The organism is Blautia sp. TF10-30, from assembly GCF_003481245.1.
Taxonomy (GTDB): Bacteria; Bacillota; Clostridia; order Lachnospirales; family Lachnospiraceae; genus Fusicatenibacter; species Fusicatenibacter saccharivorans.
The window spans coordinates 39167-55681 of sequence record NZ_QUKM01000011.1 but is presented as its reverse complement, the minus strand read 5'-3'; the positions used below and the strand labels follow the sequence as shown (position 1 = coordinate 55681).

Here is a 16515-nt window from a genome sequence, read left to right as displayed (position 1 = left end):
TCTGCTTCTGCTTTTTCTGCGTGGAAGAAATAAAACAGAGAGACTACAGCTACACAGATTCCTATCAGACCGCCGAGCAGCTGGATCCGTTTTTCTCCACCTCCAGATACTTCTGGGGATCATCCAGGTATTTTTCAATGATTTTCAGGGATGTGCCATCCAGACGCATCTCTTCCTGTGTCTGGCCCATCTGCTCACAGATTCCCCTGTCATCCTCTTTTGCAAAAGCAACGCCTATTCCGGTGATCATCAGAGGCTCTTCCAGGATACGGCAGCTTGCATCATAATCCTTCCTATACTGAACGATAGATTCCTCGTGTGCAGCAACCGCATCTACATATCCTTTTCCCAGAAACGTATAGATCAGCTCCCGGTGTCCCAGGATGATCAGATTTCCCAGCTTTGGGATCCTCTCATCCGTCCGGTTCAGAAAGATGCTTTTCGGTTTGGTTGTGGACTGGACAGCGGTAATCGTCAAGACGTCCTTCCATAGAAAAAACAGCCCATGATACAATCAATCTCGCCGCTCTCCACCAGTTCTTTTTTCTCCTCCCAGTTGATCTGGACAACCTTCACCTGTTATCCCATTCTTTTGAATGCTTCCGTAGCCAGTTCTACATCAATTCCTGTCGGTACACCATCCTCATTCAGATAATTGTATGGTGGATAGCTGTCGCAGCCGAGAGTAATAACAGGCTTTTCGGTTTCTTCTTTCGTGTTATCTGTGTTTTTGCACCCTGCCACGGTGACTGCTAAAATTCCAATTACTATAGTTCTTCTTAATTTCAATGAATGATTATGTTTTTGCGTTTACTACCCCTTTTTGTCAGCAGTTTTGTGATCGCTCTTTTTAATTGCGGAATATCAATCGGCTTTCCAATATGTTCATTCATCCCGGCCTCCAGACATGCTTTCCGATCTTCCTCAAAAGCATTTGCCGTCATGGCAATGATTGGAATCTTTTTGGCATCTTCACGTTCCAGCATACGAATTGCTTTTGTTGCTTCCAGCCCATCCATGACCGGCATCATCACATCCATGATGATGACATCATACTCATCCAACCTGGAATTCTGAAATATTTCAAATGCCTCTTTTCCGTTTTTCGCTTCTGTAATGTTCAGATGCTCCTCCTCCAGGATTGCATGGGCTATCTCCATATTAATGACATTATCTTCAACAAGAAGCACCCGTTTTCCTGACAGATCCCTGTCCTGTGAGTAGCTGTCCTTCTGTGAATCATTATTTTCAGCCAAATAATCTATTTCAAATGGAACCGTAACCGTAAACGTGCTTCCTACATTTTCTTCGCTTTCCAGTTCTATCGTTCCACCCATCCGTTCAACAATATCTTTGACAATCGAAAGTCCCAGACCGGAGCCACTGAATGTTGTAGTTGACTGTTTGCCTTCCTGCGCAAAAGCATCAAACGCATGTTTTTGAAATTCTTCACTCATACCAAGACCGGTATCTGAACATACAAACTGAAAAACAGCTATATTCCCATCATCCGATAATTCTTCGCAATGAACATTCACTGTTCCATGAAAATGATTGTATTTAATCGCGTTGGAAGAAAGATTCATTAAAACCCTGCTCAGATGTACCGGACTTCCAATCAAATATCTGTGGCGGATTGTGCTTGCTTCCACGCCGCCTTCAAATCTTACACCATTCTCATAAGCACTCATTGCAACAACCGTCAGATTATTCCTTAACAGTTCTGCCAGATCAAAGGATTTATGTTCCAACACAAGGGAACCGGATTCCAGTTTGCCGATATCCAGGACATTGTTGATCAGATTTTGCAGATAATCGGCGGACTGAAGTACCTTCTTCCTGCATTCCCTTAACTTGACCACATCATTGTTATATTTTTCAGCGATATGGATCATCCCCACGATTCCGTTTAGCGGTGTACGGATATCGTGGCTCATACGCCGGAGAAAGGCTGTTTTTGAAAGATTCGCGCGATGAGCATCTTCCATGCTTTCCTTAAGCTGTTTCTGATACATGAGTTCCCGTGATTTTTCTTCCGTAATATCTCGTACGACATAAAGCACATCCACAGCGTTTCCATGTGCATCTCTGCTCTTTACAATAAATCTGGCCAGCCGCCATTCTCCGTTTACTCCCATAAATTCAATCGAAACAGAATTCGTATTACGAAGTCTCTCTGTCAATGTATCAAAGTCAAGAAACTCCCGGTATTTTTCTCTCTCTTCCTGGGCGGCAAATGCTGTTGGAAGTCTTTCCATAACATCATCAATTTTCCCCTTTTGTCCAAGGATTTTTTGCACAAGGTCATGACCTTTCAAAAGCTCATATGTCCGCTCTTTAACATTGGCTTGTACGATTGTTACATACAACGTAGCAATTGCGGCAATAATCTCTGACCTCTTTGTCGCCTCATCAAGAGCCTTTTTCAACAGTACCGTACTTTTCAGATTTTCCCTCACACATCCAAGATGTCCGCCAACATCAGACAGCAGTGTAATGGAAATCTCATTCTGCCTCAAATCAGGATTATCTACCCCGATGAATCCATTCATCTGATGATTGGCATAAATCGGCACCGCAATCAAGGAACATATTTCCTGTGTTTTTAACAATTCATATTCTTCCGGTTCAGAATTTTTTGTCGCTTCCAGATCATGAATCACGATTACTTCCTTGTTTTCAAATCGTTTCACCCAGTTCGGCATCGAACTGACCGGGATTGCCTGAAGGTTATCTATCTCTGGTGCCACTCCATCGGCACACCATTCAAATGCATTGCTCAGACTGTCCTTCTGATCGGTTTCCCAGTCAAAAACATATACCCGGTCTGCCCCTGTATAGTTTCCAATCGCCTGCAACAAAGAGTGAATAATTTCTGACAGCTCCTGCTCATTTTCCACCTGATCCATAAGCGATATCTGATGCAGGATCGTGTCCATACTATGTAATTTTATTTGATAGAGTTCCTGAATCTCTTTTGTTTTCATTTTCTATCCCCCCTGCAGTAAAACTATTATGGTTACGTCTGTGAAATAACACCGTAAGAAAGGATCCTGCTACGGCAGGATTCTCCGCCTAAACTTATGCAAAAAACTGGTTTTATTATACTCTAACACTTTACTGCACACAAGAAAAACATTACCTTTTAGCGTTAAAAGGCAAAAAAAGAACAGCAACTGTGCCCGAAGTTCCAGTGATGTGTATCAAAAACGGAAATGGACTTTCGGCAGATATATTTTCTTCTGTTTCTCTGTCTTCAGGATCAGATGGAGGAACTGACAAAACAGACACAGACCCGCAATGATAAGATGCAGCTGATGATGGAACAGATCGTGCTGTCCAATAAGAGCAGCCAAAAAGAAAAAACAGATCGGCAAAAAGAATGAAAACAGCTTCCAGATGCCATATCCAGATGTTACCGCTTTGTGCCTGAAAAGTCGAAGTTGAGGAACATCATATTTTGGAGATCTGAAGATCGCAGGGTGCTGGGTACATTACAGGCGCAAGTTCCATGAGGCACTGGAGGTCATACCGAAAGATCTGAGGAAACAGTCTGTTTTGTACCTCATCATGAACCAGATCCGTGCGATTTACCGGGAGGAAGGAAAGCTTTCCGGTCTTTCATCAGACGAACGGACTGCCCATCGACTTTTACATAATAAATTCCGCTGATCCATTTAGATTCCTGCAGCGCTCCGTTCTTATCCATGTAATACCATTTTCCACCGATCTTCTGCCAGCCAGTCTGCATTTTGCCGTTTTTGTTCAAATAATACTTTGTGTTTTCTATGGCGGCCTTCACATCCACATCCGCAGAGGTATTGCTAGAACAACGGCTGCTACCGCTGAAGTTCCCCGTAATAATTCATTTTTTCTTACACTTTTTATGGGTTGCAAGTAAAATTATCAGTATGTAATATATCATACTATACATTCCTTAAAATTACTATTTTTATTTGCGCAGATAGTAAAAAAAGCCGGCAGCGATCCTTTCCATCCAGGATCACTGCCGGCTTTTCAGCTGTCTTTTTAGTTTTTAAACGAATGAATCGGTGCCGGGATTCTTCCGGTGCGGTTGACGAATGCCTCGCAGGAGAAGTTGTTGACCGGCATGATCGGTGCATAGCCGAGGAGGCCGCCGAATTCTACGGTCTCGCCCACGCCTTTTCCGATGACCGGGATCAGGCGGACTGCCGTTGTTTTCTGGTTGACCATACCGATGGCAAGCTCATCTGCGATGATTCCGGAGATGGTCGATGCTTTCGTGTCTCCCGGGATGGCGATCATGTCAAGGCCTACAGAGCAGACACAAGTCATAGCTTCCAGCTTCTCGATGGTCAACGCACCGTCGTTGACTGCGTTGATCATACCCTGGTCCTCAGAAACCGGGATGAATGCGCCGGAGAGACCGCCGACATAGGAAGATGCCATAACACCGCCCTTTTTCACCTGATCGTTCAGAAGTGCCAGCGCCGCTGTCGTTCCCGGTGCACCTGCGTGCTCGAGGCCGATCTCCTCAAGGATATCCGCAACGGAATCTCCGATCGCCGGAGTCGGTGCCAGGGAAAGGTCAATGATACCAAACGGAATGTTCAGCCGCTTGGAAGCCTCCTGTGCAACGAGCTGGCCGACACGCGTTACCTTAAACGCCGTCTTCTTGATCGTCTCGCAGAGTACCTCAAAGTTCTCGCCGCGTACTTTTTCCAGAGCATGTTTGACAACACCAGGGCCGGAAACGCCGACATTGATGATGGCATCCGCCTCGGTTACGCCGTGGAAAGCGCCTGCCATGAACGGGTTGTCGTCCGGTGCATTGCAGAAAACAACGAGTTTTGCGCATCCAAGGCAGTTGTTCTCTTTGCTTGCCTCCGCCGTCTTCTTGATGATCTCACCCATCAGTTTGACAGCATCCATGTTGATACCGGTTTTAGTGGAGCCAAGGTTGATGGAGCTGCAGACAAAATCCGTCACAGCCAGTGCCTTCGGGATAGAACGGATCAGAAGCTCATCTGCTGTCGTCATACCTTTGCTTACCAGAGCGGAATAGCCGCCGAGGAAATTGACGCCGACTTCTTTTGCCGCACGGTCCAGAGTCTGTGCAATCGTCACGAAATCCTCCGGCGTTCTGCAGGCTGCTGCGCCGACTAAGGCAATCGGGGTAACGGAAATTCTCTTGTTTACAATCGGAATACCGAACTCGCCCTCGATCTCCTCACCTACGGAAACCAGATTTCTGGCAGTCGTCGTGATTTTGTCGTAGATTTTGCGGTTCAGCTTGTCAAGATTGGAGTCGATACAGTCCATAAGACTGATTCCAAGGGTAATGGTACGAACGTCCAGATTCTCTTTTTCGATCATCTCGTTCGTTTCCTTTACTTCAAACAGATTTATCATGTCGTTTTTCTCCTTCGCTTTAGATACGGTGCATCATATTGAAAATATCTTCATGCTGGCAGCGGATGACAACGCCGATGGAACTTCCAAGCTCCTCCAGATCTTTTGCAAGCTCTGCGTTGGATTTCTCGCTCTTGGAGACGTCCGTTACCATCATCATGTTGAAATATCCCTGCACAATCGTCTGAGAAATGTCTTCGATGTTTACCTGGTTCTCTGCCAGATAATTACATACCTTTGCGATAATGCCCACGGTGTCCTTGCCTACGACAGTGATAATTGTCTTCTTCATGTTTCCATTCTCCTTTTTCTGGTTTTATGTCAAAGCCCCGGAAAAACCGGTAATGGCGGCCTTGCGAAAAACATGGTATGTAGCTCTAAAAATGTATATTTAAACCTCAATTAACGGTGATACTTCGCTTCTTTTAGCGACAGCGAGATGAAAATCACCCGAGTGATACGGATTATCACCCGTTGTGACCTCGCAGGCCACGGTTTCAAAGGCCAGTGCCTCATAATTATTTTCCTTGCTCAGATGGCCGAGCAGCACTTCCTGCAGATTGTCGTGCAGAATCTCGCAGAGGAGATGGCCTGCCGCCAGGTTCGATAAATGGCCTTTTGCCCCGGCGATCCGCTGTTTTAACGGATACGGGTACGGTCCGACCGCAAGCATGTTCTCGTCGTGATTTGCCTCTAGCAAAACGGCATCCAGCCCGGTCAGATTCTGAACCGTGTAATCGCTGTAAACGCCAAGATCCGTCGCAATCGCAATCGATTTCCCGCCGGATTCCATGCGGTAGCCGACCGGCTCTGCCGCATCGTGGGAGATCGTAAACGGATGTACGGCGATGTCTCCCAGTGTAAACGTGTCATCCGCGTGAATCGTGTGAAAAATCCCCTCCGGAAACTTTCCAAGGCTCTTCGTCTGCTGCATCGCCTGAATTGTTCCATCCGTTGCGTAAATCGGAATACCATACCGGCGCGCCAGCACGCCAAGGCCCTGGATATGATCGGAATGCTCATGTGTCACGAGAATGCCGTCCAGCTCCTTCGCGCTGCGGTCGAGAACAGCCAGTCCCGCCTCCACGCGCTTTCCGCTGATGCCCGCATCAATCAGAAGGCTTGTGGTCTCGCTTCCCGCGAAAATGCAGTTTCCGCTCGAACCACTTGCAATACTACAAAGTTTCATATTTTTTCATCCTATGGTCTAACTGTTTTTTTGTTTCCTCAAAATCGCCGCTGTTGTCGATTTCAAAATCGCAGTGGCTGCTGAATTCATCCTCGGAGAGCTGATTTGCCATGATTTCGCGTACTTTCTTCTCGGAATAGCCGCGTCCTTCGATCAATCGCTCCTTCCGGACTTCTTCATCCGCATAAATATACCACAGTTCATCACAAATTTCATCATATTTTTCTTCGATTAAGAGTGCGGCCTCCACAAAGACGTATTCCGTCCCTGCTTTTTCCGCGGCTGCAATGGCTTTTTTGATATACCGTTTTACCGCCGGATGAACGATCGCATTCAGGGCTTTTAACTTTTCTTCGTCCTGAAAAACGATCTCAGCAATCCGTTTCCGGTCAAGTTCGCCGGTCTCTGTGGTGATCTGTCTGCCGAACAGCTTCACAATCTCTCCATAGCATTCGCCGCCCGGCAGCATCACAAGGTAACCTGCCTCGTCCGCCTGGATCACCGTTGCATCATAATTCTGTCCAAGGTACGTGAGCACTTCGCTTTTTCCGGCGCCCACGCCGCCTGTAATTCCAAAAACTTTCATTCTTTTGTATCCTTTCGCTCCTGGTATGAGTGCACTATTTCGCCTCGTACCAGTTGTTTCCTGTGTGCATATCGATCTCGAGTTTGACAGCCAGATGTGCTGCCCCGGTCATCTCCTCTTCCAGGATCTGTTCTGCCTTTTCGAGCTCGTCTTCCGGCACTTCCAGCAGCAGCTCATCGTGTACCTGAAGAAGAAGTCTGGTCTTTAACCGCTCCTCTTTCAGCCGTTTCGCCACGCGGATCATCGCTATTTTAATAATATCCGCCGCCGTTCCCTGGATCGGCGCATTCATCGCAACGCGCTCGCCGAATGACCGCTGCATAAAGTTGCTCGATTTCAGCTCCGGCATCGGCCGTCTGCGTCCGAACATCGTCACGGAATAGCCTTTTTCTTTGGCATCCTCTACGCAGCGGTTCAAAAACTCATGGATACCCGGATACGTCTCGAAATACTGCTGGATATAGGCCTCTGCCTCTTTCCGGCTGATGCCGAGATCCTGGCCCAGACCGAACGAACTGATGCCGTATACGATACCGAAGTTGACCGCCTTCGCATTTCTTCTCTGCAGCGGTGTTACCTCTTCAAGCGGCACATGGAACACTTTCGATGCCGTCATGCGGTGGATATCCTCCGCCTCGCGGTACGCCTCGATCAGGTTTTCATCGCCCGACATATGGGCCAGCACGCGGAGCTCAATCTGGGAATAGTCGGCATCCAGAAAGACACAGCCAGGCTTTGGCACGAAGGCTTTCCGGATCAGACGGCCAAGCTCCATCCGCACCGGAATGTTCTGCAGATTCGGATCGGTACTGCTGATGCGGCCGGTCGCGGTGATGGTCTGGTTAAATGTCGAATGGATTCTTCCATCTTTCCCGATCACGGCCTGCAGACCGTCGGCGTACGTCGATTTCAGTTTGGCAAGCTGGCGGTACTCCAGAATATCGGCAACGAGTTTGTGATCCGGTGCGAGCTTTTCGAGCACATCGGCGGCGGTGGAATAACCCGTCTTGGTCTTTTTGCCGCCCGGAAGCTGCAGCTTTTCAAACAGAATCACGCCGAGCTGCTTCGGGGAATTGATGTTGAACTCCTCGCCGGCCTCCTCGTAGATCTGTGCCTCCAGCTCTCCGATCCGCTCCGCCAGCTCAGCTCCGTAAACGGAAAGTGCTTCTTTTTCTGCGGCGATTCCATCCGCTTCCATCTGACGGAGCGTAAACACCAGCGGAATCTCCACATTCCGGTACAGATCCCACATGCCCTGCTCCTTCAGCAGCTTTTCCATGTTTTCCTGTGCGGCAAATACAGCATACGCCTGATGACCTGCATACGACTCCTGCTGTTCCGGCGTCATCTTTCCTGCGGCCGGAATCTTGCTTCCGCCGAAGATCTCTTCCACTGCCGGCACATAGCGGTGTACGTACTCTTTTACGATATCATCGTACGAATACTGTGATTTCAATGGATTTAATAAATACGCGGCAATTCCGGCATCAAACAGATGGGCTTCATCGGCGTCCGGCATATCCTTCAGAAATTCTTTTCCGTCCATGACGCAGAAAACCGAAATCTGCTTCTGCAGCTCAGTCAATTTTTCTTTTAAATAATCTCCGGTCAGGAAACCTTCTGCTGGGAAGTAAACAACATCCGGCTCTCCGCTTCCATACGCAACTGCCATACCGACAAGTGAACGGCTCCGATCTGCCATCGGTCCGTCCTTCGGGGTTTCTTCTGTCAGAAGAGCGGCTCCTGCCTTCTCCTCCTTCGCGATGGTTTCAAAGAGTTCTTCCGCCTCGGAAAAATCCGTTACGGTGCGCAGAAAGACGGCATCCTCTGGTTCTGCATTCGTCTCCTCGAAGCGGCCCAGCAGGTTCTTAAACTCCAGACGTTTGAACATCTCATACGCTTTTGGTGTATAAAAATTCGAGAGTGCCGCTTTTTCACGGTCGAGCTCCACCGGCGCATCGGTATCAATCGTTGCAAGTTTTTTGCTTAATTCCGCCAGATCATAATGATCACGCATCGCTTCTTTTGCCTTGTTCGGTTTGATCTCCTCGAAATGTGCATGCGCATTTTCCAGTGTCTCGTACTGCAGCAGGATTTTCGTCGCGGTTTTCTCGCCGACACCCGGCAGACCCGGGATATTGTCTGCGGTATCGCCCATCAGCGCTTTCAGATCGATGATCTGTTTAGGGAGAAGACTGTATTTTTCCAGCACCTCTGCCGTGTGGTAATTTTCAATCGTCGTCACACGCTTTACGGTCTTTGGAATCCGGATCAGAATGTGGTCCGTTGCAAGCTGCAGCAGGTCGCGGTCTCCGGATACGATCGTAACTTCCATCCCTTCCGCCTCGCATTTGCGGCCGAGCGTTCCTAAGATATCATCCGCCTCATAGCCCTCTTTTGTGACAATCTCAATGTCCATTGCTGCGAGCACTTCCTGGATCACCGGGACCTGTTCGCGCAATTCCTGCGGCATCGGCTTTCTCGTTCCCTTGTATTGGTCATACATTTTGTGGCGGAATGTCGGTGCATGGAGGTCAAACGCCACGGCAAGATACTGCGGCTGCTCCTCATCGAGAATTTTAAACAGAATATTCAGGAATCCATATACGGCGTTCGTGTGCAGTCCTTCTGCATTGGACAGATCCGGTACGCCGTAAAAAGCCCGGTTCAGAATACTGTGTCCGTCCAGTAATACGATTTTATCACTCATAATAATCCTTTCAGCCAGGGTAATTCTATCACTTCAAAATAGTGCAGAGCCAGGAGCACCAGAAACAGAACGAGAATCAGCATCAGCACCCGGAAAAACGTATCTTTGTACCGGCGGTGTCTCGCTTCTTCCTCTTTTTTCTCCAGATCGCGTTCCAGAAGTCCTGTCAGATTGTAGGAATCGGGCGCGTCATCCTCGAAATATGCCATCGCACGGTTCACAATAAAATATGTCTCCAGTTCCTCGTGGCATGTATGGCATTTCCGGATATGGGAAATAAACGGTTCCATCTCTTTCTCCGGCATATTTCCCTGCACGTATGGCTGTATTAATTTTTCTGCTTCTTTACAGTCCATAAAATCCTGCTCTCCTTTTGTATCCGGCCAGTGTTTTCCTCTGGCCGTTTTTTCTGCTATCTACCATCATACACTATTTTCTCATAATTTAAAAGAGACAACCCGCCGAAAATGGGTTGTCTCTTGTTCTCTTATAAGATAACTGTTTTCTAGTGGATTTCCATTATACACGGACAATGTTCGGGGTCTCTTTTCCTGCCTCGAAATCCAGTGCATTCTGCAGTGTGGTCTCTGCAATCGCACGCAGTGCTTCCTCGGTGAAGAATCCCTGATGTGAAGTGATCATAACGTTCGGGAAGGACAGGAGACGTGCTGTGGTGGAGTGCTCCAGAATCTCATCGGAACGGTCCTCGAATACGTTCGGGGTTTCCTCCTCGTATACGTCAAGGCCGACGCCGAAGAATTTTCTTGCACGGATTCCCTCGATCAGGTCGTCTGTCTTTACCAGACCTCCGCGGGACGTATTGACCAGGATCACGCCGTCTTTCATCTTTTTGATGCTCTCGCGGTTGATCATGTGGTATGTGCTGTCCATCAGCGGGCAGTGCAGGGAGATCAGATCACTCTGTGCCAGCAGTTCATCAAGAGTTACGTACGTAACAAAATCTTTTAAGGATTCATTCTGGTATACATCGTAAGCAATGACTTTCATGCCGAAACCGCGGCAGATTCTTGCCATAGCCGCACCGATTTTTCCGGTTCCGACGATTCCGGCGGTCTTCTGATAGAAGTTAAATCCCATCAGTCCGCCCAGACTGAAGTCGTTTTCTCTTACTTTCGTATATGCTTTGTGCATGTGGCGGTTTACCGTCATGGCCAGTGTCATCGCATGCTCAGCTACAGCCTCCGGGGAGTAACCCGGTACACGGCGTACATCAATGCCGTATTTTGCAGCTGTCTTTAAATCTACGTTGTTGAAGCCTGCGCAGCGCATTAGGATCAGCTTGACGCCTGCCTCATGCAGTGCTTCTACGGTTTTTGTTCCGACATCGGAGTTTACGAAGGCGCACACGGCATCGTAGCCCTTTGCCAGGGAAGCGGTTCTTGCAGCAAGGCCGGTTTTTAAATATTCCACTTCAATTTCTGGAAACTGCTCTTTGGTTCGGTCGAAAGATTCTCTGTCGTAGCTCTGGGTATCGTAAAATAAAATTTTCATAATGTTTTTCCTCCTCGCTTTGCGGTCATCTTATTGTTCCCGCTTACAGGTATTACTATACTTCATTGTTAAAACTTTGTCAATGTATTATTTGTTAAAATTTTATCAATTAGTAAATTTATTTTCAACATCTTTCACAACAGTACAAATTTACTGGATCACCTCGTCCAGGAACCGGGACGGCTCGACTTTCTTTTCAAACCGTTCCTCCACATAACAGAGCGTCAGCTCTTTCCGGGCGCGCGTCATTCCGACGTAGAACATCCGCCGCTCCTCCTCGATCGCCTCCGCAAGGACTGCTTTCTGATACGGCATTACACCCTCGTTGACGTCAAGAAGATAGACCTTGTCGTACTCGAGTCCCTTGACGCTGTGCAGGGTGGAAACCATAACTCCTTCCGCACTCTCTGCGCGCTGCTTCTGTTTTTCCTTCATCTTCTGCTGGTATTCCTCAATATGTGCAAACCAGCCCTCGATGCTTTTCTGGCTCTTTGCCGCCTCCTGCAGCTCGTCCAAAACGGAAATCAGATCATCCTCTTTCAGATGGCGGTATGCAGCATATTCCTTCACATACTGTTCATAGCCGATCGCATAGCGGATGTAATTGACCGCGCCGAACGGCGATAAATGCGTCAGTGTCGTGATATCCTGCTCCAGTTTGCGGATCCGCTGGCACATCCAGTCTTTTTCTTCGTAATATTCCAGAAGTGCATCGAACGAAACAGTCGCCTCCTCAAAGGCATCCCGCGACAGATAACGGTTCGGGCGGTTGGCAATCTTTAAAAACTCGCCGCGCTTCCGGCTTCCCATCGCAAGATTCAGATACGTCAGCAGATCTTTCGCAATCCAGTGGTCATAGAGATCCGGCAGGGTATCCCGCATCTGGAACGGGATCTGTGCTTCCATCAGTTCCTCTACTGCTGTCCGGCAGCCAAGATTCGTGCGGAACAAAAGCGCCATCTCTTCATACGGACAGCCGTTTTTCTCCGCCTCCCGCAGCTCCTCGGCAACGGCACGCATCTCCTCGCGCGGGTTCTTATATCCCCGGATTGCAACCGGAGCGCCTTTCTCGTTGTCGGTGGAAATCGCCTTTTCATACCGCTTTTTGTTGTGGTGGATCAGGCATTGGGACCGCTTCACGATAAATTCCGTACTACGGTAATTTTTATCGAGCACTACCTGCGCCGCGCCCGGGTAATCTTTCGGAAAATTCAGCATGATCTCCGGCTTGGCCCCGCGGAACTGATAAATCGACTGATCGTCATCCCCGACAATAAAGAGGTTATTTTCCGGCAGCGCCAGCATCCGCACAATCTCATACTGCACGGGGCTGATGTCCTGAAACTCGTCAATCAGGATATACTGAAATTTCTGCTGCCAGGCGCGGAGGACCTCCGGCCGCTCCAGAAAGAGACGTTTGCACTGCACCATCAGATCGTCGAAATCGAGTTTTTTGTTCTCCTTCCGCCATTTCTCATACGCCTCATAGATTTCGCGGAACTTTTCCTGCGGCATACAGGCGGAATAGTAATGTTCCAGCGGGATCTGATTGTTCTTCACAGTGCTGATTTCGCGCGCCAGATTTTCCTCGAGATCCTCTTCCTCCAGGTCTCTGGCATAGTGGTTGACCAGCTCGCGCATCAGCCGCTTTTTCTCTTCCTCGCTTAAAATATTGTTGCCGGACATGCGGTACGTATGGCGCAGAATCGCGTAGAATACCCCGTGGAACGTTCCAAAGGTGACCTGGGTACTCGTCTTTCCCATCGCCTTCAAATACCGCTCCTTCATCTCTTTTGCCGCCGCACGCGTAAATGTTACGACAAGAATACGAGAGGCGGAAATGCCGCTCGTTACAAGCTGGCAGGTCCGCCCCGTAATCACTGCGGTTTTCCCCGACCCCGGTCCGGCAAGGACCATCATGGGGCCGGTGGTATGCATCACCGCTTTTTTCTGTGAATTATTATATATCATTTGGATAATTTCTCAATCGCTTTGTCGATGCGGGCAAGAGACTCCTCTTTTCCCAGAACCTCAAGGATTTCCGTTGCGCCGGCCGGTGTCATCTGTTTTCCGGAAAGAGCGGTACGGATTGGCCACATAATATAACCGGTCTTGTATCCTTTTTCTTTTCCGAATGCGCTGAGCATCTCAAAGAGAGCATCATTGCTGAAATCTTCCTGCGCTGCCAGCAGCGGTTTTACTTCCTGAAGAAGTGCAAGGGAGGTCTCCTCGTTTGTCTTCATCTTTTTGTGAGTGTACATCGAAGCGTCGTACTCCGGAACTTCCTCGAAGAAGTCGATGAGGTCTGCAATATCCGGGAATACTTCGATTCTTGTTTTTACCATGGCTGCAATTTTCTTAAAATCGAGCGGACGGTGGACTGTCTTCTGGATATACGGAAGCGCCATCTCATAGAACTTCTCGTCGTCCATTGCCTTCATGTACTCGCCGTTCATCCAGCGGAGTTTTGTCATATCGAAAACGGCCGGAGATTTGCTGATGTGGTGGTAATCGAAGATTTTTATCAGCTCCTCGAGAGAATAGATCTCGCGGTTTCCTTCCGGGCTCCATCCAAGAAGGGCTACGAAGTTGACAATGGCATCTTTTAAGAAACCCTGATCGATCAGGTCTTCATAAGAAGAATGGCCGCAGCGTTTGGACAGCTTCTGATGCTCCTCGTTGGTGATCAGCGGACAGTGTACGTAAACCGGAACTTCCCAGCCGAATGCCTCGTAAATACGGTTGTATTTCGGGGATGAGGACAGATACTCATTACCGCGGACAACGTGGGTTACACCCATCAGATGGTCGTCGATGACGTTTGCGAAGTTGTAGGTCGGATATCCGTCGGATTTGATCAGGATCAGGTCTTCCAGCTCCTCGTTGTTTACGGTGATGTCTCCGTAGATCTCATCGTGGAAGGTTGTGGTTCCTTCGGTCGGCATATTGAAACGGATGACGTACGGTTTGCCGGCTGCCAGATTGGCCTCTACTTCCTCTTTGGAAAGACCAAGGCAGTGTTTGTCGTAGATCGAGATTTCTTTTCCGCCTACGTTACGCTTGCACTGGCTCAGGCGCTCTGCGTCACAGAAGCAGTAATAAGCGTCACCCTGCTCTACCAGCTGTTTTGCGTATTTCAGGTACAGACCTGCTGCATTACGCTCGCTCTGTACGTACGGGCCGCAGCCGCCGTCTTTGTCCGGTCCCTCGTCGTGTACCAGGCCGGTCTCTTTTAAGGTACGGTAGATGATATCAAGTGCGCCTTCCTGGAAACGCTCCTGGTCGGTATCCTCGATACGGAGCATAAAGGTTCCGTCATCGTGTTTTGCGATCAGATACGCATACAGGGCAGTACGCAGATTTCCTACATGCATCCGGCCTGTCGGGCTCGGTGCAAATCTTGTTTTTACATTGCTCATTTTTCTTTTCTCCTGATTTCTGGTTTTTCTGGAACAATCCTTTTGTCTGTTTCCTTCCACCATTTATTTAGAATGGAAAACAGCCCGGCGTTTCTTCCGAGCTGCACCATCCTTCCACTTTTGCCAGCGGCAATGCTCTTTTTCAGACCTCTACGCCGTGCTGTTTCAAATATTCCATAAAGTCGCCGACGGTAGAAAGGTCTGTCAGTTCGTCGGTGTCGATTTCAATTCCATACTCGTCTTCTAATGCCATAACCATCTCGTAGAGATCCAGGGAATCTGCACCCAGGTCATCTTTAAAAGAGGTATCTTCGTTGATGCTGTCTGCATCACAGTTGAGCTGTTCTACTAAAATTTCTTTTATCTTTTCTAACATTGTCCTGCTCCTTCCTGCCTCTACCCGGCAGCCAGTATTTCTTTCGAAAAAAGTGTATCTGTTATTCCGGCATTTGTCAATAGATTTTTCTACTTTTACTGTTCTTCCGCCTGTGCCTCTCCTTCTCCGCTCTTTCCATCCTGGAACACAATAAAGCGGGAGACGCACAGGGCAATGCCGATTTCCGTCAGGATAAAGAGCACCGATGTTCCTCCGTAACTGATAAATGGAAGGGTAATTCCCGTTGCCGGCATCAGTTTCAGAACAACGCACAGGTTCAGAATAACCTGAATGGAAATATGTGCAAAAACGCCGCTCACCATCAGCATTCCATACGCGTCCGGCGCATTCTGTGCAACCACAAACAGACGGTACAGCAGGTAGCCAAACAGCAGCAATACAAGAATCGCGCCAAATATTCCAAGCTCCTCGCAGATGATCGAGAAGATCATATCGTTCTGTGCTTCCGGAATTGTTGTAATCTTCTGCGTACTGTTGCCAAGTCCTTTTCCGAGAAATCCACCGGATCCAATCGCATAAAGTCCCTGCAGAATCTGATAGCTGCCTCCGGAAAGCCATTCATAGATACGGTTCGACCGGAAGTCACCGCCTATTCTTTCAAAGATCTGCAGATTATTTTTTAAAATGATAATCGCAAAAACGCCAATTACCGCCGCGCCCGGAATCACACGCGCATAAAATTTTACCTCCGGGTCCGCCAGAAACAAAATGACGCAGGCGATGAGTCCCAGAATAATGGCGGTACTCAGGTTGTCCGTCAGAATCCACGCAGCCAGCGCCTGCAGCACGCCAAGTCCGAGGACAATTGCTTTTGCGCGGATGGTACGCATATTTTTTCCCATCTTCAGGATAATGTATGGCAAATACAGAATCAGCCCCAGCTTTCCAATCTCCGCAGGCTGAAGACTGACACTGCCGATCCGGAGCCATCTTCTCGCCCCGTAGGCTTCATAACCAAGCGGCGTAAACCTTACCGCTGCCATCAGAAGGAGACTTCCCCAGTATACCAGTGCTGCAATCCGCTGGAACCATACACTATGATAATCTACAAACTTCGACAATATCACAATCCCCACCAGAACAATAGCAGAAAGCCCCGCCTGATGCGTGAAATAATACATATCATTTCCTTTGAATGTACTGGCCGCCTCGTAGGCGCTCGCGCTGTACAGCATAATCAGTCCGAAGCTGGCCAGCAAAATCGTGCAGGCAAGCAGGTTATAATCATAAAAATCCGAAGGAAGTTTTTTCTTCCTCTTTTTCTTCTTTTCTTTCTTCTGGGATGGCATGTTTACTTTCTCTGCCATG

General features: G+C 48.4%; 13 protein-coding genes and 2 pseudogenes. 1 reads left to right on the top strand and 14 read right to left on the bottom strand.

Going from position 1 to position 16515, the window contains the following annotated elements; genetic code table 11:
• Positions 1-64: 64 nt before the first annotated feature.
• Together DXD02_RS16420 and DXD02_RS10915 are read right to left on the bottom strand one after the other, a co-directional pair.
• A pseudogene (locus tag DXD02_RS16420) lies at positions 65-789 on the bottom strand (substrate-binding periplasmic protein).
• On the bottom strand, positions 786-2987 hold the full coding sequence (locus DXD02_RS10915) for a hybrid sensor histidine kinase/response regulator (RefSeq protein ID WP_117805085.1): 2202 nt from the start codon (positions 2985-2987) through the stop codon (positions 786-788). The pseudogene DXD02_RS16420 and the gene DXD02_RS10915 overlap by 4 nt, the downstream one beginning before the upstream one ends.
• Before the next feature lie 478 nt (positions 2988-3465).
• Here DXD02_RS10915 and DXD02_RS10910 point away from each other — a divergent pair.
• A pseudogene (locus DXD02_RS10910) lies at positions 3466-3648 on the top strand (IS66 family transposase); the annotation flags it as partial.
• Here DXD02_RS10910 and DXD02_RS15960 read toward each other — a convergent pair.
• The 12 genes from DXD02_RS15960 to DXD02_RS10850 form a co-directional block, all read right to left on the bottom strand.
• Positions 3569-3802, bottom strand: coding sequence for a hypothetical protein (locus tag DXD02_RS15960; RefSeq protein WP_055267335.1), 234 nt, complete (start codon positions 3800-3802; stop codon positions 3569-3571). The pseudogene DXD02_RS10910 and the gene DXD02_RS15960 sit on opposite strands and share 80 nt — an antisense overlap.
• A 227-nt stretch (positions 3803-4029) precedes the next feature.
• Complete coding sequence (locus DXD02_RS10900) at positions 4030-5394, bottom strand: PFL family protein (RefSeq protein WP_022462720.1); 1365 nt, start codon at positions 5392-5394, stop codon at positions 4030-4032.
• Positions 5395-5413: 19 nt separating this feature from the next.
• Positions 5414-5686 carry an ACT domain-containing protein gene (locus DXD02_RS10895; RefSeq protein ID WP_022462719.1) on the bottom strand — a complete coding sequence of 91 codons (273 nt, stop codon included), beginning with the start codon at positions 5684-5686 and terminating at the stop codon, positions 5414-5416.
• A gap of 99 nt (positions 5687-5785) precedes the next feature.
• Positions 5786-6583, bottom strand: a complete 798-nt coding sequence (locus DXD02_RS10890) for an MBL fold metallo-hydrolase (protein ID WP_055218850.1) — start codon at positions 6581-6583, stop codon at positions 5786-5788.
• Positions 6570-7169, bottom strand: a complete 600-nt coding sequence (gene coaE / locus DXD02_RS10885; protein ID WP_117510320.1) for a dephospho-CoA kinase — start codon at positions 7167-7169, stop codon at positions 6570-6572. The genes DXD02_RS10890 and coaE overlap by 14 nt, the downstream gene beginning before the upstream one ends.
• Before the next feature lie 34 nt (positions 7170-7203).
• On the bottom strand, positions 7204-9879 hold the full coding sequence (polA, locus tag DXD02_RS10880; RefSeq protein ID WP_117805088.1) for a DNA polymerase I: 2676 nt from the start codon (positions 9877-9879) through the stop codon (positions 7204-7206).
• Positions 9876-10235 (bottom strand): zf-HC2 domain-containing protein, encoded by a 360-nt coding sequence (locus DXD02_RS10875; RefSeq protein ID WP_022462716.1) that lies wholly within the window; start codon positions 10233-10235, stop codon positions 9876-9878. The genes polA and DXD02_RS10875 overlap by 4 nt, the downstream gene beginning before the upstream one ends.
• 163 nt (positions 10236-10398) lie before the next feature.
• Positions 10399-11391 carry a 2-hydroxyacid dehydrogenase gene (locus DXD02_RS10870; protein ID WP_117805089.1) on the bottom strand — a complete coding sequence of 331 codons (993 nt, stop codon included), beginning with the start codon at positions 11389-11391 and terminating at the stop codon, positions 10399-10401.
• A 150-nt stretch (positions 11392-11541) separates the two neighbouring features.
• Positions 11542-13362, bottom strand: a complete 1821-nt coding sequence (locus DXD02_RS10865; RefSeq protein WP_118666839.1) for an ATP-dependent helicase — start codon at positions 13360-13362, stop codon at positions 11542-11544.
• Positions 13359-14810, bottom strand: coding sequence for a glutamate--tRNA ligase (gene gltX / locus DXD02_RS10860; protein ID WP_118666838.1), 1452 nt, complete (start codon positions 14808-14810; stop codon positions 13359-13361). The genes DXD02_RS10865 and gltX overlap by 4 nt, the downstream gene beginning before the upstream one ends.
• Before the next feature lie 142 nt (positions 14811-14952).
• Positions 14953-15186, bottom strand: a complete 234-nt coding sequence (acpP, locus tag DXD02_RS10855) for an acyl carrier protein (protein ID WP_022462712.1) — start codon at positions 15184-15186, stop codon at positions 14953-14955.
• Between the two features lie 95 nt (positions 15187-15281).
• Positions 15282-16514: an FtsW/RodA/SpoVE family cell cycle protein gene (locus DXD02_RS10850; protein ID WP_242856723.1), complete on the bottom strand. Its 1233-nt coding sequence runs from the start codon at positions 16512-16514 to the stop codon at positions 15282-15284.
• Position 16515 lies beyond the last annotated feature (1 nt).

Excerpts from the sequence above, each read along its gene's own strand:
- polA (WP_117805088.1), bottom strand. The coding sequence starts at position 9,879 with ATGAGTGATAAAATCGTATTACTGGACGGACACAGTATTCTGAACCGG.
- DXD02_RS10875 (WP_022462716.1), bottom strand. The coding sequence starts at position 10,235 with ATGGACTGTAAAGAAGCAGAAAAATTAATACAGCCATACGTGCAGGGA.
- DXD02_RS10850 (WP_242856723.1), bottom strand. The coding sequence starts at position 16,514 with ATGGCAGAGAAAGTAAACATGCCATCCCAGAAGAAAGAAAAGAAGAAA.
- DXD02_RS10870 (WP_117805089.1), bottom strand. The coding sequence starts at position 11,391 with ATGAAAATTTTATTTTACGATACCCAGAGCTACGACAGAGAATCTTTC.
- DXD02_RS10900 (WP_022462720.1), bottom strand. The coding sequence starts at position 5,394 with ATGATAAATCTGTTTGAAGTAAAGGAAACGAACGAGATGATCGAAAAA.
- DXD02_RS10865 (WP_118666839.1), bottom strand. The coding sequence starts at position 13,362 with ATGATATATAATAATTCACAGAAAAAAGCGGTGATGCATACCACCGGC.
- DXD02_RS10890 (WP_055218850.1), bottom strand. The coding sequence starts at position 6,583 with ATGAAACTTTGTAGTATTGCAAGTGGTTCGAGCGGAAACTGCATTTTC.
- gltX (WP_118666838.1), bottom strand. The coding sequence starts at position 14,810 with ATGAGCAATGTAAAAACAAGATTTGCACCGAGCCCGACAGGCCGGATG.
- coaE (WP_117510320.1), bottom strand. The coding sequence starts at position 7,169 with ATGAAAGTTTTTGGAATTACAGGCGGCGTGGGCGCCGGAAAAAGCGAA.
- DXD02_RS10895 (WP_022462719.1), bottom strand. The coding sequence starts at position 5,686 with ATGAAGAAGACAATTATCACTGTCGTAGGCAAGGACACCGTGGGCATT.
- DXD02_RS10915 (WP_117805085.1), bottom strand. The coding sequence starts at position 2,987 with ATGAAAACAAAAGAGATTCAGGAACTCTATCAAATAAAATTACATAGT.
- acpP (WP_022462712.1), bottom strand. The coding sequence starts at position 15,186 with ATGTTAGAAAAGATAAAAGAAATTTTAGTAGAACAGCTCAACTGTGAT.